The organism is Nocardia albiluteola (genome assembly GCF_018860155.1).
Lineage (GTDB): Bacteria > Actinomycetota > Actinomycetes > Mycobacteriales > Mycobacteriaceae > Nocardia > Nocardia albiluteola.
Window position 1 is genome coordinate 93,112 of record NZ_JAHKNI010000020.1, and the last position, 18,620, is coordinate 111,731.

The following is an 18,620-nucleotide window of genomic DNA, read 5'->3' on the forward strand; positions in this document are numbered from 1 at the left end:
GGTTCCATGTATGACACCGACCGACGACTCGGCTGACCGACCTCCTTCGGCGAGGTGGAGCCAGGTTCAGCCACCGATTGCGCGGCCCACGCCCGCCGACGTCGCACAACGGTCCGATGGGGCCGCGGCTCTATGTCTGTGGGAGAGGAGAAAGATGTCTGAGCCGAACTACACAACCGATGCCGCCGGAATTCCGGCACCGAGTGATGAGCATTCCTTGACAGTTGGCCCGGATGGCCCGATCTTGCTGAACGACGCATATCTGATCGAAAAGATGGCGGCATTCAATCGTGAGCGCTTGGCTGAACGGCAACCGCATGCCAAAGGCGGCGGGGCGTTCGGCACCTTCGAAGTAACCCACGACGTCAGCGCCTACACCATGGCTGATGTATTCCAGCCAGGCAAGCAGACGGAAGTGCTGACGCGGTTTTCCGCCGTCGCCGGTGAACAGGGATATCCCGACACCGTGCGGGATCTGCGCGGGTTCGCGGTGAGGTTCTACACCGAACAGGGCAATTTCGACCTGGTCGGCAATAACACACCCGTCTTTTTCGTGCGGGACCCGATGAAGTTCCAGGACTTCATCCGGTCACAGAAGCGCCGCGCCGACAACAATCTACGTGACAACGACATGCAATGGGATTTCTGGACCTTGTCACCGGAATCCGCTCATCAGGTGACCTGGCTGATGGGAGATCGCGGTATCCCGGCCACCTTCCGGCACATGAACGGATATTCCAGCCACACCTACATGTGGATCAACGCTGCAGGCGAACGATTCTGGGTCAAATACCACTTCAAGACCGATCAGGGCATCAAATTCCTCACCCAGGACGAAGCCCATCATATGACCTCGATCGACATCGACTACCACCAGCGTGATCTGTGGACAACGATCGAACGCGGTGAGCATCCGAGCTGGACTTTGAAGATGCAGATCATGCCGTTCGACGACGCGAAAACCTACCGCTACAACCCCTTCGATCTCACCAAGGTATGGCCGCACGGCGATTATCCGCTGATCGAGGTCGGCAAGATGACCTTGAACCGTAACCCGGCCAACTACTTCACCGACATCGAGGAAGCGGCGTTCGAGCCCAGCAACGCAGTGCCCGGCACGGGCCCCAGCCCCGACAAGATGCTGCTCGGGCGCTGGTTCTCCTACGCCGACGCGCACCGACACCGGATAGGAATCAATTACAAAGAACTGCCGGTCAATTCGCCACACGCCACCGAGGTCCGATCGTGGGCGAAAGACGGCGCCATGCGCCACCACAACCCAGGCGATCCGGTGTATGTGCCCAACTCGAAGGGCGGACCGCGCGCCGATCCCGCTGCGGCGGGACCGACCCCGAGCTGGTATAGCGATGGCGAGTTGGTGCGAACCGCCTACACGCTGCGCGCGGACGACGACGACTGGGGACAGGCTCGCACCATGGTCCGGACAGTTCTCGACGACGCCGCCAGGACACGACTGGTCGGCAACATCATCACCCACCTGCTCGACGGAGTGAGCCCACCCGTGCTCACCAGAACGTTCGCATACCTGCACAACATCGACAACGATCTCGGCGACCGAGTCGAACAGGGCGTACGTGCCAGGCAGGCGCAGCACGAACCGACCGCCGCAGAGCGACCGAAAGTCGGCCACACGAGGTAGATGAATGAAAGACCAGTTCCCCGGTCAGCGTGAGATGGCAAGCTAAGAACTTCCTCAGGCCGCCTTTCAAACGAGCGCCTGTCCACCGATCGCACCGGGCCGACGGGGCCGAAGGCGGCGAGCACCTCTCGGCCTATCAACGGTGTTGTTGAGCAGCGCTTTTGGTGTAATCATCGGCCGGTGTATTCGGTGCGGAAGTCAGCGTCACCGGTCGGCGGCGCGTCGCCTCGCAGCAGCGCCTCGTAGACGGCGGCGCCTGCGCTGATTGCCTTCTGCGCGTCGTCGGTGTTGTAGGTGTCGATGGACAGGTCCAGCATCAGTTTGTCGGCGGCCGGAATGCCGCCCACCGACCACGCTTTGAGCAGCGACTTGGCGGCCGCGTAGGCGCGGGTCGGTCCCTTCGACAGTCGTGTGGCCAGCTCGCGTGCCGTGTCGTCGAGCTTGTCGTCGGGCACGATGAAGTCGGCCACCTGCGGGACCTGCGTAATCGGCGTCCGCTCGCCGAGCATGACCATGCGGCGGGCCGCTCCCGGACCGATCAAGCTGGCCAACCGTTGATAGCCGCCCGCCAATGGCACTTGCGCCGAGTTGATTTCCACACACCACAGCACGGTGTTCTCCGACGCGACGATGAAATCGGCAGCCAAGGCGAGCTCGAATCCGCCGCCGGTCGTCTGACCGCGCAGAGCCGCTACGACGGGAATGCGCATCGATTCAATCGCACGGTAGGAGCTGGTCACCTCGGAGACGAACGTGCGAAACCAGTTGTAGCTCTTGCCGGGCCATTCGTGCACCGCACCGCCGACGCTGAAGTTCGGCCCTTCGGCGTGGATGAGCAGCGCGCGGATGTCGCTGTCGGTGGCGTCGTGCACCGCAGCGATGAGGTCGTTGTTGTATTGCGCGCTCACGAAGTTGAACGGCGGGCTGGCCAACACAATCCGGCCAAGGCTGTCGTCCTGCTCAAATCGAACGGTGCTCACCGACATCATTCCTTTCCTACACGTATGACTCGGCTTTTCCGCGCGCGTCGCTGCCGAGTGGTCAGTCGGCCAGCAGCTGCGTGCTGCTGGTCCACAGCTCTCGTGCTCTGTCGATGTCGTAGGAGTCGGCTGACGACAGGGCTGGCTTGTTGCCTTGGAAGTACATGCCGGTCACACCGTCGTAGCGCGGGTCCGCCGCCAGAGCGGCGAGGTGGCGCCCGGAAGTGCGGGTGCTGTTGACACCGGGCAGAACGCGCAGTGCAGGTAGTACGTAACGCCAGGCGAACCGCTGTGATGGCGAATAGTCGCGACCCAGGCCCGAGCCGGGCATCAGTCCCGGATCGAACGCGTTGACCGTCATCCCCTGGGCGCCATGGTCCAATCGGCGGTCGAGTTCGTAGCAAAAGAGCAGATTGCACAGTTTCGATGTGGTGTATCGACGGCGGCCCTCCTCGGCGGTCAGGTCGCCGGGTGGCCGGGCCAGCTCGGCACCCGATGTATAGCGTGGGTGCGGCATGCCGGTGAAGCGGTCTGGATCGTGGGTTCCGCTGCTGACCACCATGATTCGTGCCGGCGCGTGCAACGTGTCGAGCAGGCCGCGCACTAACGCGAAATGCCCGAGGTGGTTGACCCCGAACGTCATCTCGTAGCCGTCAGCGGTGCTCTGCACGCCCGAAACCACCTGCACCCCGGCATTGCAGACGACGGCGCGTATCGGTGGCAGCACGCCGGCACGCGAATCGTCGATGAAACCGCGTACCGACGCCAGCGATGCCAGGTCCAGCTGCATGACCGTGCATCGTTGCTCGGCGCCGAGCCGCTGTACCACGGCCGCGCCGCGCCGCGGGTCGCGTACCGCCAGGACCACATGCCAGGACGGGTCGGTGGCCAGCAATGCGCGTGCACATTCGAGACCCAGACCGGAGTTTGCTCCGGTGATAATCGCGGCTCGCGTCGAATCGGTCATTTCGCCTCCAGAAGAATCGGCAGGAGCGCGGTCAGCGCGTGCCGGAGCCGCTCGGGACTCCGATTACACAGGACTTGGTCATGATGCTATTGGAGGTGTTGGCCGAAGAAGGCGAACACCCTTTGCCATGCGTCGGCGGCGGCCTCCTTGTTCTCGCCGAATCCGGTGATACGCGCCAATGCGTGGAGGGGAGCACGGTCGGCGAAGCTGTGCCCCGCATGGGGGTAGGTCTTGACGTCGTGCGGAATGTGCTTCTCGGTCAACACTTCTGCAAGTCGTCGTCCGCTGCCTCGGTTGAGCGGATCGCGCCGGCCGAAGCTGGCGACGATGGGGCAAGCGCCGTCGACGATTTCGGAGTATTTACTCTGTAGGGGCGGAGGATAGAAGGGTGCGGATGCGTCGAAGCCCTTTGTGGCGGCGATGAGCGCGAACCCGCCGCCCATGCAGAACCCCGCGACGCCGATCGCGCCGGTACAGTCGGATCGCTTCGACAGCAGTTGCCGTGCCGCTGTTACGTCCTCGAAGGCCTGCCCCTCGAAGGCCATGAGGTCGCCCATGACCGCTCGCATACAGCGAATGACCCCGCCGCGGGCGAACAGGTTGGGCGCGATCGCCAGGTATCCGTTGTCGGCGATCCGACGCGCGATCGCGCGGTGAGGTTCGCGCAGACCGAATGCGTCGTGGATGACGACGACACCAGGCCAGGGTCCTTTTCCGGGCGGAGTCTCCAGTACAGCGTCGATGCTCCCGTTGGGCGTCTCGATGCTGATGCCGGTCATTGCTCCTACTTTCGATGTCTTATCGGGTTTCGAATGTTGCGGTGAGGCCGGCAACTTCGTCGTCGCTGAGCGAGAGTGAGCCGGCGGCAATGTTTTCGGCGAGATGGCTGCGAGAGCTGGTGCCTGGGATCAGCAGCACGTTGTCGGCGATCGCGAGCAACCATGCCAACGCGACCTGCGCTGGTGTGGCATCGTGACCGGCGGCGATCTCGGTGACAACCGGGTTGGCGCGAATCGCTCGGTGTTCGCGGCTAGACCCGCCGACCCGCCACACCGCAGCGTCTGCCAGCTGGTATCGATCAGTCCGTGTCCTCATGCCCACCCTCGAGGTAAAATCAGGTTAGGTACACCAACTACAGGATATGTACATAAAATATCAGCGAGGTACTCCATGTCAAGAGCGCGCCGGGACACACGGCAGATTGCGCTGGCCGAAGCCTTTTCCGAGATGGGGCAGGCGTGGATCCGCTGGGTACACGCCAGCGTTCCCGATGACGCGGTGAGCTACGCACGGTTACGCGTGCTCACCGCGCTGGAAGGCAATCCAGACGGGTTGACCATGTCGGGAATAGCCGCAGCGCTCGGGGTGACCGGCAGGCGAGTGACCGTGCTGGTGGACGCTCTGGTCGACGACGGGCTCGTGGCACGGTATGCCCATCCCACCGACGGGCGCAGCACCATCATCGAAATCACCGAGGCAGGCCTGGCTCAGCAGCGCACGGTATGGCAACAGCATCAGCGCACTATCTCCGTCGCATTCGACGGCCTCTCCGACGAAGACCAAGTGCGGCTACTAGGCATCAGCCGCACACTGACTGACGCATTCCGGCAACGACTGGCCGAACACACGGCGCCGCCCATCGACGAATGCGCCGCCCCGTCAGCCGCGGTTCTGATCCGCAACAACCGACCAGTGCACGCCACTCGGCCCACACGGCACTAACGAGTCCCGGGAGATGGGACCCGTCAGCAATCCCTGCGGCAGTCGAGCATTCGGCGGACTCGTCGGGGAGGATGGCGGCAGGGACCCACGCGACAGACATCCGGTTGTGACCACCGGAAAACACTCGCTATGCGGCAATTGAGGATGTTTCGGCCATCGCAGGTTCGGTGGCCGTGTCGACCACCTCAGCACGGGGAACTCGTTGCCCTGGTCGGCGAATTCGTCACCGCATCCACCAGTTCTCGGGCCCTTGCCGAATGCCGACGACCCGCGACACCTTCGGGAGGTGACGCGGGTCGTCGGCGTGCACGGATGTTCAGGTGAGCGCTAGGCGGAGGGGCTGGCGATCAGGACGCCGACGAAGACTCCACGCCTTGCGAACATTCGAACTCCTCGAGGCGCGATCGATGACTGCTGTTGGGGATCGGGTTTGGGTAAATCACATTGCAACGCAGGCCGATCCGAAATTGATGCCGGTCCCGACGTCCACGGGTTGCCTGATCTGGGCGGTGGCATTCGGCTGGATGGCGTAGATGTAGGTGACCTTCGTGGAGGACGGAGTCCAGGTCGCCTTCGCGACACCACCGGAGGGCTTCGCCTGTGCGAATCCGCTGGGGCCCTGGCCTTCTTCGAAGAAGTAGACAGTCCGGCTGTTGTCGTCGACCGATACCGTCACGGTGTACGAGCAGGTTGTCCCGTAACGGTGGATGCCGAGGGTGAAGGCGGGGGCGATCGCGATGCTGGTGACGGTCGCGGATGCCGACGGGGCCGACAAGGCGGTGACGGTCGCCACTACGCCCATGGCGGCGGCCGCCGCCACGGCGCGTTTCATGGTGTGCGACTTCGATATTCGAGGCACGATTGATCGAGCTCCTGTCAGGTGTCGGGGGTCGGCGATATCGGGCGATCCGATATCGATCACACGCGGAACTGTCGGTCCGCGTGACCTTCCCCGGACTGTTCGTCGGATGACCCGATGGAGCCGTTAGCCGAACCTGTGACCCCAAAACCTGGGGCTGGCGGCGAATGCGATGGTTCCGCAAGGGATTACGGTCGCCGTACGAGCAGTCGCGCTCGTCGTACGCCGTGCTTCCGATCGTCCCCAACTCGGCATAAGCGCTCACTCGTTCCAGGTATAGCAAGCGCACGAGTGCAGCGTGTACGGCCTGACCGACCGGCCCCGACGACGCAGCCCAGCATCCGTTTGCGCTGCTTGTGCCACCGCCGACTTCCGCCATCGACAGCGAGCGACGACAGCCACGAGCCCATCCGCAAGCCTATGCACGATATGCCGCGGCTGTGCGTGCTCCAGCACGGAAATGGTTCACTGCGGTTCTCGGAGACGCCCCAGTTGTAGAGCGGGGCTCCCATGACGATCGCATCGGCGGCGAGCAGCTCGCTGGCGAGTTCGGTGGCCAAGTCGAGGGCTGCGCGTTGGTCGGGCGTGGGCTCGTCGGCTTCGCGGGCGGCCAGGACGTCGGTCCGCGCGGGCGGCGAGAGGGGCCGACCAGATCGCGCCAGGTGATCACGCTGTCGAAAATGGTGTCGGACCAAGCCTTTTCGAGTTCGTCGGCGATCTCGCGTGTCACGGACCGACCGCCGTGGATGCTGCTGTCGACGATGCGGTACAGGGTGCTCACGATGCTTCTCCCTAGTGGTGTATGGTCCCTACATAGATAATCTGTTAAACAGATGATCTGTTCGACAGATCATATTCGCCAACTTGCGCTAGGACGAGACAATGACCACACCGGAAGATTTCGAGGCGGATATCGGCTGGGCGTTGTTCGCGGCCGTGCGCCGCTACCGAGGCGCCACCGACGAGCTGCTTGCGGACTTGCCCGGGGGGCCGCGCGGCTATTGGGTGCTCATGGGTTCGCGACAGCTCGGGCCGAAGAGTCAGCTCGCGCTCGCCCAGCATCTGGGCATCGACCGCACCGTGATGACCTACCTGGTCGACGATCTGGAGGCCGGCGGGCTCGTCAAGCGAACCCCCGACCCCGCCGATCGGCGCGTCCGCCGTGTCGAGCTGACCGCGCAAGGGAGTGCCGCCTGGTCCGACGCGCGGCGACGACTGCAGGGTGCAGAAGACACGCTGCTTGCCCGGTTCGACACCGAGCAGCGCGAAACCCTGCGCACTCTGCTGCACCAACTCGCAACCGATGAGCTCGACGAGAGTGTCGCCGAGGCCGAGCCCACACGCGTCACTTCCCACCGGCGTCGCAAAGAAGACCGTGGGCAGTAGCGACAGTAGAGACGAGAGGTAGATCATGAGCATGCTTATCGAAGGTTCGCCGGAACTTGCGTACTGCACAGTCGCGACCCCCACGAGCTGGACCGAAATGAACCCCTCATGCATCGGATCCGAGCACGTCCGCGCTGGGCACCGGATCCGCAGTGGCGTCGCGGAGGCCGGGGACCAGGTCACCCAGTACACCCTGCAGGACGGTCGGCTGGTGACCGCCCGATGGGAGGTCGTGGACGCCGAGCTGGGGCGTGAATTCCGTATGCGCGAGATCGACACCGGCACCGTCGTGCGGTGGACGTTCACTCCCGAGGACGGCCGGACCCGCGCCGACCGTGAATCGTCCGGGACGGACTGGACCTCCGCGAACGGTGCCGCGCTCACCGCGCTGCGCGACCTGATCACCGAACAGCACGCATCGCTGGGCGCCCCGGTCGCCCGCAACCGGGGCACCGGAACGCTGACCGAGTACTACACCGAAACCACCGAACAGGTGGTCGGCCGAGCAGAGACCGGCGGGGCATTAGCAGCGATGCGATCCACGGTCCGCCCCGAATCAGCTCCTCCGCTGCATATCCATACCCGCGAGGACGAGAGCTGGATCGTACTGTCGGGTGTGGTCCGCTTCTGGTTCGGTGAGCGAACCCTGGCCGCGTGCGAAACGGTGGACATCGAGGCAGGCGGTTATGTATTCGGGCCGCGTTTCGTGCCGCACACGTTCAAATCCCTCACCCCGGAGAGCGAAGTGATCGTCACCAACTCCCCGGGAACGATCGAAGGCTACTTCGATTCGATCGGCCCGGCAGCCGCGCGGGAGGACGATCTACACACCGATCTCTTCGCGCGGTACGGCCTCATCCTGTTCGGCGACCAAGTGCCCGGCTGAGAACGTCAACGGGCCGGTCTATGTCGCTGGAGACGATGAGACAGCGCGTGTTTTTCGGCACCTTCGCAGGGCGGGCTCTGTTGGAGGGGCTCGGCAGGTTGATCACCAACAAGCTGTCCTCAGACGAGGACGGGCATGCTGGTGCCGATGACTTTCCCGCCGGCGTCGAGCGCCTGAACCTGCGCGAACTCGCCGGGTGCCGGCGGCATGGGGAAGGCGATCGCGGTGTTGAGCCCGTTCCACGCGACATCCGTAATCGGTTCGAGGTCGAGGGGGTTCGTGCCGGAGAGCAGTCGCCAGTGCGCGACACCGGTGGCGCCGTTCCAGATGGCGTGCGCGGTTGCGCCGTCGATGCTCACCTGGGGCCGGGTGTCGGGCACTCCGTGCCACTGCTGCAGGAAGGCACGGTAAGACCCGACGGTGGCGTCGTAGACCAGGTCACCGGTCGGGGTGAATTCCGCGATCCGCCGACCGAAGCCCCAGGAACCGAACACGTTGCCGTTCGGTAGCCCCTGCGCATTGCCGGTGGCGGTGTTGACGACACCGTCCGGCGCAGGCTGTGTGCGAATCAAGGTCGCGGTATGCACCCTGCGGTCGATGCGAATCCATTCGATGCCCGATGGGCCGACACTTCTGACGGCATCGTCGCCGGGCACACCGTCGGCGGCGTTGTTGTTGTTCATCATCCGGATGGTGTCGTCGTCGACGAACTGCGCATCGTGCTGGAAGGCGAAATCGGCGCCCGGCCCGATGGTGAAGGAGGAGTGCTTGCCGCCGAGCCGCCAGGCGATGTCACCGGACTTCGGGTCGATGTCGTACACGGTCTTCGTGTAGCGACCGGACAGCAGGAGGTGGCCGTCCGGGGCGGGGGCGACCGAGTTGATGGTCAACCAGTCCAGCGGATGATCGACGGTGTTTTCCGCGGTCGCGGTGAGGTAGGTATCGGTCAGCGGTATGTGGGCCAGGGCATCCCACTGGAAGTCGACCTTCCCGGTCGCCAGATCGACACGTGAGACGTAATAGTCGAACACCGCTCCGTTCTTCGGCCCGCCGATAGGGGTGAGGTCGGTGGGGACGGCCTTGCGGCTGGTGATCAGGGCCGTGCCGTCCGGGGTGATCCGGAACTCCTGCACCTCGGGACGCAAGCCGTGGCCGAGGTCGCTGATGGCGGCGATCACGTGGTAGTGCTCGTCGGCGATGTAGTCGACGCCGTCGTCGAAGTTGTTGAATCGATTGTCGATGGTGCCCTGCCACCAGGTCAGCACCGGCTTGCCGCGATAGGTCTGAACCTGCAGATTGGTTGCCAGCGCCCCGTAGGGCAGCGGGTGATACCAGATCGGCCGTCCCGCCTTGTCCAGAATCTCCGCGCCGTGCGGCTGCCTGAGCTGCGCCGGATCCAGCGACGAGGGCGTGAGGAAGATGTCCCCGTCGGCGCCACCCGGCGCGTTCACCGTGACCGGGACGGGCGGCGGATCGAGCCGCGCGGGATCGGACACGGTGGCCACCGAGAAGTCCGCACCCGGCGGGACCACGAGGGGATTCTGCACGGCGACCGGGGAATTCGACGAGCACCCCACTACTGCCGCGGCAACGGCCGCGGTCGTGCCCAGCGCCGCGATCGTGCGGCAGGCGCGGCGTTTCGTACTGCTGATCAAGTCTCCTCCTGACGATGTGCGGGAATGCACACGAGCTGACTCACTCCACGGTGTCTGGAGATACGCCCGATGGCTTGACATCAGGAGACATCGTTTTGATTCTGGAAGACATGACACTGGTTCGCGGCACCACGTTGCAGGGCTACCCCGAGCTGGTCGCCGAGCGCGGCGGGGATCCCGATGCACTGCTCGCGGCGGTGGGAATCCCGCGTGATGTGGTCGGTGACTACGAGCAGTTCGCCGGCGGCCGCAACGTGCTGACCGCCCTCGAATCGGCCGCCGCGCTCACCGCGACCCCCGACTTCGGACGCCGGCTGGCGCGACGGCGCGGCGTGGAGATCTGGGGCCCGCTCGGCGCGGCAATACGCACGGCGCCAACCGTCGGCGATGCCATTGCGGCGTTGCACCGATTCCTGCCCGTGTACTGCCCGGCCGTCACGATCACCGTGACCCAACCCGCGCAACACGCGCTGCCCCGCCTGGAATACCGCTTCCAGCCGGACCGGTTACCGCCACACCCGCAGGTGATCGAGCTCACCCTGAGCATGGCGCTGAACATGTTCCGGCTCATCGCCGGCCGGACCTACGCACCGGTATCCGTGCACCTGCCGCACCAGCCGCTGACCGCCGAATCCGACTACCGGCAGTACTTCGGCTGCCCGGTCTACTTCGCCGAGCCGTTCGGCGGCTTCCTGCTGCGCCCAGGCGATCTCACCCGCCCCCTGGCGAGCGACCCTGCCGTCCGCAGGGTGGTCGAGGCGTACCTGACCTCGATCACACCGCCCGCCGACGGCACCTCGGCCGGAGCGGTCCGCACCCTGATCCGGCAGCATCTGCCTACCGGCACCGCCGACCGTGCCACCGTCGCCGCCGAGATCGCCGTGCACCCACGCACCCTGCAACGCCGCCTGGCGCAAGAGGGCACCACCTTCAACGACATTCTCGATGCCGTACGCCGCGACGAGGCCGAACGCTACCTACGCCGCAACGAGCTACCGCTGAGCCGAGTCGCCGCACTGCTCGGCTACAGCGAGCCCAGCGTGTTTACCCGCGCCTGCCACCGCTGGTTCGGCATCTCCGGGACCGACTATCGCCGTACCCGGCGCGAACGACCGTGATCAGGCGCGCCTTTCGGGGCTGCGAATGGTGCCGTCTACGACCGAGCCTTCCTGCCGGCCAATATTGCCGCGAGAGCGGCCACGAAAACCATCAGCCACAAGACCATGTTGCCGTCGCCAAATCCAGTGACACACACCATCACCGCCGCACCCACAGCTGATACTGCGGCTGCCCGACGTGAGGATGGTGGCGGCGAGATTGACCCGCGACACCACGGCGCCGAACGAGGCATGGCTGGACCCCGATAGCCGACCGCCGCCGATGACCGTCGGGAGCTGCTGTGAAATCAACCTTCGTGGTCGATTGTGGTGGTCGATTGTGTAGCCGACTCGCGCGAAGAGTCTGCGGAGTCGTTCTATGCCAATCCCCGAGATCGTCTGTCTATGTGTGGTATTCGCGGAATGCGGCGCGCAGGTCGTCGATGATGAGGTCGGGTTCTGCCATGGCGACGAAGTGGCCGCCGCGCTCGAATTCGGTCCAGCGCACGATGTTGTGGTTCGCCGCCATTTCCTGTCCTCCCGTCGTTATGCGGCGGGCTCGGGCACCTGCTGTGCCCGAAGCCACCCTTTCCATCAAATACCCCCATGGGTATAGTTCGACTCAAGGCAATATACCCCTGGGGGTATGAAAGGAGAAGGTGATGGTCGGTTCTGTTGTGGTCTCCCCGACGCAAAACACCTCACCACCGGGCGGATCCGGTGGAGTTCTGGGCAGGCTCGGCGCCGCGATGGCTGGGCGCGCCCGGATTGTGTTCGGCGCATGGTTGCTGGTGTTGATCGTTCTCGGCGCCGCCGCGCCGAGTGTGTTCACCTCCCTCGCGGGAGCGGGGTGGCAGGCCAACGGTTCGCAGTCGGTGCGCGTGCGCGAACTCGCGCAGCAGCACTTCGGCGGCAACTCCTCGGCAGCGGTGCAGGTGGTGGTGCACTCCGACACCGCATCCATCGACAGCCCCCAGGTACAGCAGGTGCTCGGCGAAATCACCGGCGTCTTCGCCGGCGATACGCGCTTCGGCGAGGTCGTCCCGCCGCAAGTGGGAATGTCGATCAGTCCCGATGGGCACACCGGCATCCTCATCGCGGGCGCGAACGCCTCCACCGACGATATGGTCAAGGCCGTCGATGAGCACAAGAAGGCGCTGACCGCCCTGTCGGGCAACGGAATCGACGTCTACCCCACGGGCGCGTCCGCGTTGTGGAGTGATTTCAACAAGGCCAACCACAACGCCATGATCAAGGCCGAAATGTTCTCCTGGCCGGTCACTTTGGCCATCATGGTGCTGGCGTTCGGGTCATTGCTCGCCGCTGGATTGCCGCTGCTGCTCACCCTGGCCGGACTGGTGGCCTCCGCCGGCGGGCTGGTGCTGCTCAACCACATCACACCGATCTCGGTGTGGGCCATGAACTTCGCGATGATGTTCGCCCTGGCACTGGGGATCGACTACGCGTTGTTTATCGTCGCCCGCTTCCGCGGCGCACTCACCACCGCACCCAACGCAAGGGCGGCGGTCGCCGAAACCATGGACACCGCAGGCAAAGCCGTCGTGCTGTCCGGGCTCACGGTCCTCGTCAGCCTGTCGGCGGTGCTGATCGTGCCCGCGCCCGCGGTGCGGACCATGGCCGTCGGAATCATGCTCGCCGTGGCCTTCGTACTGGCCGCCACCATGACACTGCTGCCCGCTGCGCTGGGAGCCTTGGGCGGAAAGGTCAATGCCGGCGCGCTGCCGCACGCCAAGCGCCAGCAGCACCGTTCTCCCCGGTTCGCCGCCTGGGGCCGGCTGCTGCACGACAAGCCGTGGCCGTTCGCGATCGGAGCCCTGATCGTGTTGATCGCATTGTCGATTCCGATGCTCGGGTTGAAGGTGGCCATGCCCTCGATCCACGTCGTCCCGACTGATGCACCGGTGCGCCAGGGCTACGAACTAGTGCAGGCCGAGATGGGCCAGGGCACACCGGGCATGCTGCAGATCATCGCCCCGGCCGACGAAGCCGCCCACGTCGCGTCGGCCGCCACGACCGTGGACGGGATCAGCATGGTCACCCCAGCTCAACCAGCAAGAGACGGTAGCGGTCTGGTGATGATGCAGGCCCTCCCGAGCGTCGATCCATCCGACGCGCGCATGGGCGGCATCCTGCACGCTCTGCGCGATGTCTTACCCTCCGCTCTGGTCGGCGGCGCTCCTGCGGAAAACCTGGACTTACAGCAGGCCCTGAACGACTACCTCCCGATCATCGTCGGGATCATCCTGGTGCTGGGATTCGCACTGCTGCTGACCGCCTTGCAGGCACCGTTGATCGCCGCGCTGGGCACCGTGGTCAGCCTGCTGTCCACCGCCGCGGCCTTCGGCGTCGCGAAACTGATCTTCCAGGACGGCCACGGCGCAGGCCTGCTCGGCTTCACCCCGCAGGGCTTCCTCGACGGCTGGGGACCAGTGTTCTTCTTCGCCATGATCTTCGCCATCGCCATGGACTACACCGTGTTCCTGCTGGCCACCGCCAAGGAACACTACGAACGCTCCGGCGATCCGAAGACCGCGCAAGTCGACGGCATGGCCCACTCCGGACGGGTAATCTTCGCCGCCGCCGCGGTGATGGTGGCGGTGTTCTTCACCTTCGCCCTCGCCGACCCGCTGCCGCCCAAGGAAATGGGCATCATCCTCGGCGTCGCCGTCCTGCTGGACGCCTTCGTCGTCCGGCTGGTGCTCCTGCCCGTGCTGCTGCGCCTGACCGGGCACGGTGCCTGGTGGTCCCCCGCCTGGCTGCGCAAGCTGCTGCCCTCGATCAGCTTCGCCCATCACTGAAATCACATGCCAGGGTCCGGCGCGAACCGGACCCTGGCATACCCCTAGGGGTATGCTGGAGTGAGATAGTCGAGGAAAGGAAACACTATGGTCGGCAACGAAGAGACCATCGCCCAGGTGCTCAACCGCCTGCGCCGCGCCCACGGCCAGCTCGCCGGCGTGATCTCCATGATCGAACAGGGTCGCGACTGCAAGGACGTCGTCACCCAGCTCGCGGCAGTATCCCGCGCCCTGGACCGCGCCGGATTCAAGATCGTCGCCACCGGCCTGCGCGAATGCCTGACCGGCGAAGGTACCGACGGCTCGGAGCCGATGACCGAAGCCGAACTGGAGAAACTGTTCCTCGCCCTCGCCTGATCGACCCGGGATCGAGTCCCCGACAGATTGGATGACATGCACATGCGGCAACTACCGCGACATCACGGCTGGTCCATCGCGCGCGTCGTGCCGCTGCTGGCCGGCACGTTCGTACTGATCAGCGCGCTGGCGGCCGCGGCGTTCTCAGCATGGTGGCTGATCCTCACCGGGTTCGTCGGCGCGAACCTGCTGCTCTACAGCGCCGTGGGCTGGTGCCCAGCGACACTGCTGCTGGCCCGGCTGGGTGTTCCCGCCGGGCCGGCCACCTGCGCGACATCCCGGACGTGACCTCTGCGACCCATATCCGAACCGAGGAGAAAGTGACCACACCATGGACCTCGCCCTGGCGACCGCCCTGCACACCACCAGCTTCGACGAAGCCGTCGACCTGACCCGCAACGCCCTGTCCGCACAGGGATTCGGCATACTCACCGACATCGACATGAAAGCCACGCTGAAGGCGAAGCTCGGCGAGGACATCGAGGATGTCCGCATCCTCGGCGCCTGTAACCCACCTCTGGCCCACCGAGCCGTCGGCGTGAGCCGCCAGATCGCACTCCTGTTGCCCTGCAACGTCGTCGTCCGCCGTGACCCCACAGCCGACGACACCATCATCGTCGAAGCCATGAACCCAGATCTGCTGGTCCAGGTCTCCGGCGAACCTGCACTCGAACCCATCGCCGCCGAAGCCGCCACCAGACTCCGCGCGGCAATCGAATCCCTGCACGATCGCTGACCGAGACCACCTCGGCTTGCCCACCGCCGGTAGAGGTGGACGGGCTGTAGATCCTTCGCAGCGACGGCACCGGAACGCTTCGCGCCGCACTCGACGCTGTCGGTCGCAGAGGTATGCGACGAGTGGTTGACATCGCGACGAGACATCTGAGTCAACACGCTGCGCAACTACCGCGACTCCGGCAAGAAGCCACTGTCGCCCGCCACGGTCCGCCTCGCCCTGGTCATGCTCCAACAGGTCACCGAGTACGCCACCCGGCGAGGTCTGATACCCCGCGATCCGGCCGAATACGTCGAGGCACCCGGCAACGGCCGACCAAAGTCACCGCATTGCCGACGGTCCACGCCGCGGCGGGCGCGACAACGCGATAAGAACCAGATCCGATTGCTGATACACGACTATGTTGCTCGCGCAACGACTTACGAACTGAGCAGCCGGTTGGGTGTCGACCGTCGTACCGTCAGTGCGATCTTGCACAGGCACGACGTACCGATCCGCCGCCGCGGCCTGTTCCCCGACCAGACCGACGAGGCGATCCGCCTCTACCGTCTCGGTTGGTCCCTGGCACAAGTCGGGAAGCACTTCGCCATCGATCCGGCCACCGTGCTGAACCGCCTGCGCCAGTGTGGCGTCCGCACCCGCGACACACACGGACGGGCTCGGCCCTGACACCAATCCCCGACGAGACCGAGAAGATCCCACTCGCGACGAGCACGGCTCGCAATCGCGGCAATGAAAGAGTGCCTTTCCGACTCAATCAACACCGAGCCGGAACAGAGCACACCTTGGGGAACCAACTAGAACAAGAAAACAGGCGCTGACCAGGCGCTATTCGGCACCAGACCGAAACTGGTCCCGTGGTGCCCTACAGGGCACACAGGAGGACCGCATATGACCTGGGGTTTCTTGATGTCGGTCATTTCGGGGCTATCCGGGAAATCCCGTTGAACTGCGGAAATGACGTCGCAGGTTGGTGCCCCCGGCAGGACACAAAACATGGGCAACCAGAAAACGCCTGTTCATCGTGGGTACTTATCCGGTTTGAGCGTCGCGATGCGGCATGCGGGCACTTCGTTGGAGGCTATTTGGTGCCGTTCCGCCCAAGCGTTCGAGCTTGCGTTTCCAGCTCGAGGGCGGATTGCTCGGCGAGCTGGCCGGCGGTTCGGGTCCGGGGGTCGAGACCGTCATTCCCGGGTCGCCCGCAGTGATTCAGTGGCTTCCGAGCCAGGCGCAGAGAACCGGCCGCTACTCGGCTGTGGCTGATTTGGGTGCTGCGCGGATGTGGGCGCGCTCGCCTTGCCTGCCGACGAGGCTGAGGAACTCGACAGGGCCTGAGCTGGTGGCTCCGAACCAGTGCGGTGTGCGGGTGTCGAACTCCGCGGCTTGCCCCGGGGAGAGGACGAGGTCGTGCTCGCCGAGGACCAAGCGAAGTGTTCCGTTGAGCACGTAGACCCAGTCGTAACCCTCGTGGGTGCGCAGCCCGGGTTCCTCGTCGTCGTTCCCGGTGGGCAGGACGAACTTGTAGGCCTGGATGCCTCCCGGCCGGCGGGTCAGGGGCAGGATCGTCGAGCCGTCGTGGCAGGCGATCGGGCGCAGGTTGATGCGTGGGTCGCCCGTTGGTGGCGCGTCGACGAGCTCGTCGAGAGTGACCCCGTATGCGTGCGCGAGAGGTAGGAGCTGTTCGAGCGTCGGGCGACGCAGGCCTGCCTCGAGTCTGGACAGCGTGCTAGCCGAGATGCCGGTTTGCTCGGCCAAGGTGGTGAGCGTGGCTTCACGCTGCAGTCGGAGGCGTTTCAGCCTTGGTCCGACGGCGTCGAGTGCGCGGTCGATCGCTTCGTTCACATCCGTATTTTGCCATTCGGCAAGATGCTTTGCCAATGAGCTTGGTGGTGGCCCACAGTCGTTCTCGACATCGAGATGGACGAACGGAAAGGACATACGTGACCGAGAAGACAGCAGTACCGGATTACCCGGACATCACGTCGACGATCGACGACCCGCGCCGACGTCGCGCGATCCTGGCAGCGGTGTGCATCGCCCTCATGGCGGTGATCGCCTCCGTCTCAGGGCTGAACGTCGCCCAAACGGAGGTCGCGGTCGAGTTCGGCGCGTCGCAGAGCACCGTCCTGTGGATCATCAACATCTACACCGTCAGCTTGGCGGCATTGCTGCTGCCGCTCGGTGCGGTCGGTGATCGGTGGGGCCGGAAACCGGTGCTGCTCACCGGCCTGATCTTCTTCGGGGTGGCGAACCTCGCGGCGGGCCTCGCTCCATCCGCCGAGATCTTGATGGCGGCACGGCTCGTGAGCGGTGTGGGTGCGGCGATGATCATGCCGGTGACCCTGGCCGTCATCACGTCGACCTTTCCGGACGAGGAACGTTCCCGGGCGATCGGTGTGTGGACCGGCGTCGCCGGCGGTGGAGGCATCCTGGGGATGTTCCTGTCGGCTGTGCTGGTCGACCAGGCGAGTTGGCGATGGCTGTTCGTCCTGCCGATCGTGCTCGTCGTAGCGGCCGTCGTCGTGACATTGAGGTCGGTGCCCAACTCCCATGAGCAATCACCGCATGGTTTCGACGCTGTCGGCTCGCTCTTGTCCATGATCGTCGTGGTCGGAGTCATCTTCGTCCTCGACGAAGGGCCTGAACGAGGGTGGACCGCGCCGGTGACGCTGCTGAGCCTGTTCGTCGGTGTCCTCGGCTTCATCGGTTTCGTCGCATGGGAATTGCGCCGACGAGCTCCGCTCCTGGACCTCCGTCTCTTCCGTGAGCGCGGTCTGGCTAGCGGTTCGGTGGCACTGCTGGTGGTCTTCGGCGTGCAGGCGGGAATCTTGGTCATCGTCTTCCCCTATTTTCAGGCGGTGCTGGGCTGGTCCGGGCTGCGCGCCACCCTGGCGCTGGTGCCGATGATGCTGCTGATGATGGTCGCGTCCGGTCTCGCCCCGCGGCTGGCCGCGTGCATCGGAGGCCGCGCGACGATGGCGGCGGGGATCGTCCTGGGCGCCGCGGGCCTGGCCCTGATGGCCGGGCTGGTCTCCGTCGAGGGGGACTACCTCTCGGTACTGCCCGGGATACTGGCCATGGGACTGGGCATGGGCTTGACGATGACGCCCGCCACCGAAGCCATCACCAGCTCCCTGCCTCGTGAACGTCAAGGCGTGGCGTCCGCGCTGAACGACGTCACCAGGGAACTGGGGACCGCGCTCGGCGTCGCGTTGCTCGGGACGGTATTTGCCGCCGGTTACCGCAGCGCTATCGACTCCCGGCTCGACGGGGTTCCGGCTGATACCGCCGAAAAAGCACGCCAAGGCGTCGCCAACGCCGTCGATGCCGCCGGTACCCAGTCACAGGCAGTGATCCACGCCGCTCAGCAGTCCTTCATCGACGGCTGGCAGCAGGCCATGTGGGTCGGGGTCGGCGTGATGGCGGTCGCCCTCGTCTGCGTCCTGATGCGGGGCCCCGAGCATAAGAAGTTCTCATGAGTGCAGTACGAGTCATT

General features: G+C 65.1%; 19 protein-coding genes. 11 read left to right on the forward strand and 8 right to left on the reverse strand.

All coding sequences use genetic code 11. From position 1 onward, the window contains the following. Nucleotides 1-154: 154 nt before the first annotated feature. Nucleotides 155-1,660 carry a catalase gene (locus KO481_RS38015; protein WP_215923392.1) on the forward strand — a complete coding sequence of 502 codons (1,506 nt, stop codon included), beginning with the start codon at nt 155-157 and terminating at the stop codon, nt 1,658-1,660. A 170-nt stretch (nt 1,661-1,830) separates the two neighbouring features. On the opposite strand, the gene KO481_RS38020 is transcribed toward KO481_RS38015, so the two are convergent. The 4 genes from KO481_RS38020 to KO481_RS43695 all read right to left on the reverse strand — a co-directional run bounded on the left by KO481_RS38020 (nt 1,831) and on the right by KO481_RS43695 (nt 4,702). Continuing rightward, nucleotides 1,831-2,640 carry an enoyl-CoA hydratase/isomerase family protein gene (locus KO481_RS38020; protein WP_215923393.1) on the reverse strand — a complete coding sequence of 270 codons (810 nt, stop codon included), beginning with the start codon at nt 2,638-2,640 and terminating at the stop codon, nt 1,831-1,833. A gap of 61 nt (nt 2,641-2,701) precedes the next feature. Continuing rightward, entirely contained in the window at nt 2,702-3,607 is a 906-nt protein-coding gene (locus KO481_RS38025; protein ID WP_215923394.1) for an SDR family NAD(P)-dependent oxidoreductase, read from the reverse strand. A gap of 86 nt (nt 3,608-3,693) precedes the next feature. Beyond that, entirely contained in the window at nt 3,694-4,386 is a 693-nt protein-coding gene (locus KO481_RS38030) for a dienelactone hydrolase family protein (protein ID WP_215923395.1), read from the reverse strand. Between the two features lie 19 nt (nt 4,387-4,405). Further along, on the reverse strand, nt 4,406-4,702 hold the full coding sequence (locus KO481_RS43695) for an aldo/keto reductase (protein ID WP_215923396.1): 297 nt from the start codon (nt 4,700-4,702) through the stop codon (nt 4,406-4,408). A 75-nt stretch (nt 4,703-4,777) separates the two neighbouring features. Here KO481_RS43695 and KO481_RS38040 point away from each other — a divergent pair, with 75 nt between their 5' ends. Continuing rightward, the gene (locus tag KO481_RS38040) at nt 4,778-5,329 is read left to right on the forward strand and encodes a MarR family winged helix-turn-helix transcriptional regulator (protein WP_215923397.1); all 552 of its coding nucleotides are present in this window, start codon (nt 4,778-4,780) and stop codon (nt 5,327-5,329) included. Nucleotides 5,330-5,768: 439 nt separating this feature from the next. Here the strand turns inward: KO481_RS38040 and KO481_RS38045 are convergent, their stop codons facing one another. Continuing rightward, nucleotides 5,769-6,161 carry a hypothetical protein gene (locus KO481_RS38045; protein WP_215923398.1) on the reverse strand — a complete coding sequence of 131 codons (393 nt, stop codon included), beginning with the start codon at nt 6,159-6,161 and terminating at the stop codon, nt 5,769-5,771. A gap of 909 nt (nt 6,162-7,070) precedes the next feature. On the opposite strand from KO481_RS38045, the gene KO481_RS38050 reads away from it, so the two are divergent. Together KO481_RS38050 and KO481_RS38055 are read left to right on the forward strand one after the other, a co-directional pair. Next, nucleotides 7,071-7,574, forward strand: coding sequence for a MarR family winged helix-turn-helix transcriptional regulator (locus KO481_RS38050; protein WP_215923399.1), 504 nt, complete (start codon nt 7,071-7,073; stop codon nt 7,572-7,574). A 25-nt stretch (nt 7,575-7,599) separates the two neighbouring features. After that, nucleotides 7,600-8,460 (forward strand): cupin domain-containing protein, encoded by an 861-nt coding sequence (locus tag KO481_RS38055; protein WP_215923400.1) that lies wholly within the window; start codon nt 7,600-7,602, stop codon nt 8,458-8,460. Between the two features lie 119 nt (nt 8,461-8,579). Here KO481_RS38055 and KO481_RS38060 read toward each other — a convergent pair whose 3' ends face one another. Continuing rightward, nucleotides 8,580-10,115 carry an arylsulfotransferase family protein gene (locus KO481_RS38060; RefSeq protein WP_215923401.1) on the reverse strand — a complete coding sequence of 512 codons (1,536 nt, stop codon included), beginning with the start codon at nt 10,113-10,115 and terminating at the stop codon, nt 8,580-8,582. A 110-nt stretch (nt 10,116-10,225) separates the two neighbouring features. Here KO481_RS38060 and KO481_RS38065 point away from each other — a divergent pair, with 110 nt between their 5' ends. After that, nucleotides 10,226-11,233 (forward strand): AraC family transcriptional regulator, encoded by a 1,008-nt coding sequence (locus KO481_RS38065; protein ID WP_215923402.1) that lies wholly within the window; start codon nt 10,226-10,228, stop codon nt 11,231-11,233. Nucleotides 11,234-11,615: 382 nt separating this feature from the next. On the opposite strand, the gene KO481_RS44160 is transcribed toward KO481_RS38065, so the two are convergent. Further along, a complete protein-coding gene (locus KO481_RS44160) occupies nt 11,616-11,741 on the reverse strand; it encodes a hypothetical protein (RefSeq protein ID WP_281066275.1) in 126 nt (41 codons plus the stop codon). 133 nt (nt 11,742-11,874) lie between these two features. On the opposite strand from KO481_RS44160, the gene KO481_RS38070 reads away from it, so the two are divergent. The 5 genes from KO481_RS38070 to KO481_RS38090 all read left to right on the forward strand — a co-directional run bounded on the left by KO481_RS38070 (nt 11,875) and on the right by KO481_RS38090 (nt 15,793). Further along, the gene (locus KO481_RS38070) at nt 11,875-14,031 is read left to right on the forward strand and encodes an MMPL family transporter (protein WP_215923403.1); all 2,157 of its coding nucleotides are present in this window, start codon (nt 11,875-11,877) and stop codon (nt 14,029-14,031) included. 87 nt (nt 14,032-14,118) lie between these two features. Further along, nucleotides 14,119-14,388, forward strand: coding sequence for a metal-sensitive transcriptional regulator (locus tag KO481_RS38075; RefSeq protein ID WP_215923404.1), 270 nt, complete (start codon nt 14,119-14,121; stop codon nt 14,386-14,388). Between the two features lie 36 nt (nt 14,389-14,424). Continuing rightward, complete coding sequence (locus tag KO481_RS38080; RefSeq protein ID WP_372452179.1) at nt 14,425-14,676, forward strand: YgaP family membrane protein; 252 nt, start codon at nt 14,425-14,427, stop codon at nt 14,674-14,676. Between the two features lie 43 nt (nt 14,677-14,719). Further along, entirely contained in the window at nt 14,720-15,124 is a 405-nt protein-coding gene (locus KO481_RS38085) for a DUF302 domain-containing protein (RefSeq protein WP_215923405.1), read from the forward strand. A 471-nt stretch (nt 15,125-15,595) separates the two neighbouring features. Next, nucleotides 15,596-15,793 carry a hypothetical protein gene (locus KO481_RS38090; protein WP_215923406.1) on the forward strand — a complete coding sequence of 66 codons (198 nt, stop codon included), beginning with the start codon at nt 15,596-15,598 and terminating at the stop codon, nt 15,791-15,793. 576 nt (nt 15,794-16,369) lie between these two features. On the opposite strand, the gene KO481_RS38095 is transcribed toward KO481_RS38090, so the two are convergent. Continuing rightward, nucleotides 16,370-16,966 carry a helix-turn-helix domain-containing protein gene (locus KO481_RS38095; protein ID WP_308166939.1) on the reverse strand — a complete coding sequence of 199 codons (597 nt, stop codon included), beginning with the start codon at nt 16,964-16,966 and terminating at the stop codon, nt 16,370-16,372. Between KO481_RS38095 and KO481_RS38100 the strand changes: the two genes are divergently transcribed. Then, a complete protein-coding gene (locus KO481_RS38100; RefSeq protein WP_308166940.1) occupies nt 16,942-18,603 on the forward strand; it encodes an MFS transporter in 1,662 nt (553 codons plus the stop codon). The two genes, KO481_RS38095 and KO481_RS38100, sit on opposite strands and share 25 nt — an antisense overlap. The last annotated feature ends 17 nt before the right edge of the window (nt 18,604-18,620 follow it).

What these genes read in the sequence shown, in the direction of transcription:
- KO481_RS38015 (WP_215923392.1), top strand. Translation starts at nt 155, where the DNA reads ATGTCTGAGCCGAACTACACAACCGATGCCGCCGGAATTCCGGCACCG.
- KO481_RS38025 (WP_215923394.1), bottom strand. Translation starts at nt 3,607, where the DNA reads ATGACCGATTCGACGCGAGCCGCGATTATCACCGGAGCAAACTCCGGT.
- KO481_RS38030 (WP_215923395.1), bottom strand. Translation starts at nt 4,386, where the DNA reads ATGACCGGCATCAGCATCGAGACGCCCAACGGGAGCATCGACGCTGTA.
- KO481_RS43695 (WP_215923396.1), bottom strand. Translation starts at nt 4,702, where the DNA reads ATGAGGACACGGACTGATCGATACCAGCTGGCAGACGCTGCGGTGTGG.
- KO481_RS38040 (WP_215923397.1), top strand. Translation starts at nt 4,778, where the DNA reads ATGTCAAGAGCGCGCCGGGACACACGGCAGATTGCGCTGGCCGAAGCC.
- KO481_RS38045 (WP_215923398.1), bottom strand. Translation starts at nt 6,161, where the DNA reads ATGAAACGCGCCGTGGCGGCGGCCGCCGCCATGGGCGTAGTGGCGACC.
- KO481_RS38050 (WP_215923399.1), top strand. Translation starts at nt 7,071, where the DNA reads ATGACCACACCGGAAGATTTCGAGGCGGATATCGGCTGGGCGTTGTTC.
- KO481_RS38055 (WP_215923400.1), top strand. Translation starts at nt 7,600, where the DNA reads ATGAGCATGCTTATCGAAGGTTCGCCGGAACTTGCGTACTGCACAGTC.
- KO481_RS38065 (WP_215923402.1), top strand. Translation starts at nt 10,226, where the DNA reads ATGACACTGGTTCGCGGCACCACGTTGCAGGGCTACCCCGAGCTGGTC.
- KO481_RS44160 (WP_281066275.1), bottom strand. Translation starts at nt 11,741, where the DNA reads ATGGCGGCGAACCACAACATCGTGCGCTGGACCGAATTCGAGCGCGGC.
- KO481_RS38070 (WP_215923403.1), top strand. Translation starts at nt 11,875, where the DNA reads ATGGTCGGTTCTGTTGTGGTCTCCCCGACGCAAAACACCTCACCACCG.
- KO481_RS38075 (WP_215923404.1), top strand. Translation starts at nt 14,119, where the DNA reads ATGGTCGGCAACGAAGAGACCATCGCCCAGGTGCTCAACCGCCTGCGC.
- KO481_RS38080 (WP_372452179.1), top strand. Translation starts at nt 14,425, where the DNA reads ATGCACATGCGGCAACTACCGCGACATCACGGCTGGTCCATCGCGCGC.
- KO481_RS38085 (WP_215923405.1), top strand. Translation starts at nt 14,720, where the DNA reads ATGGACCTCGCCCTGGCGACCGCCCTGCACACCACCAGCTTCGACGAA.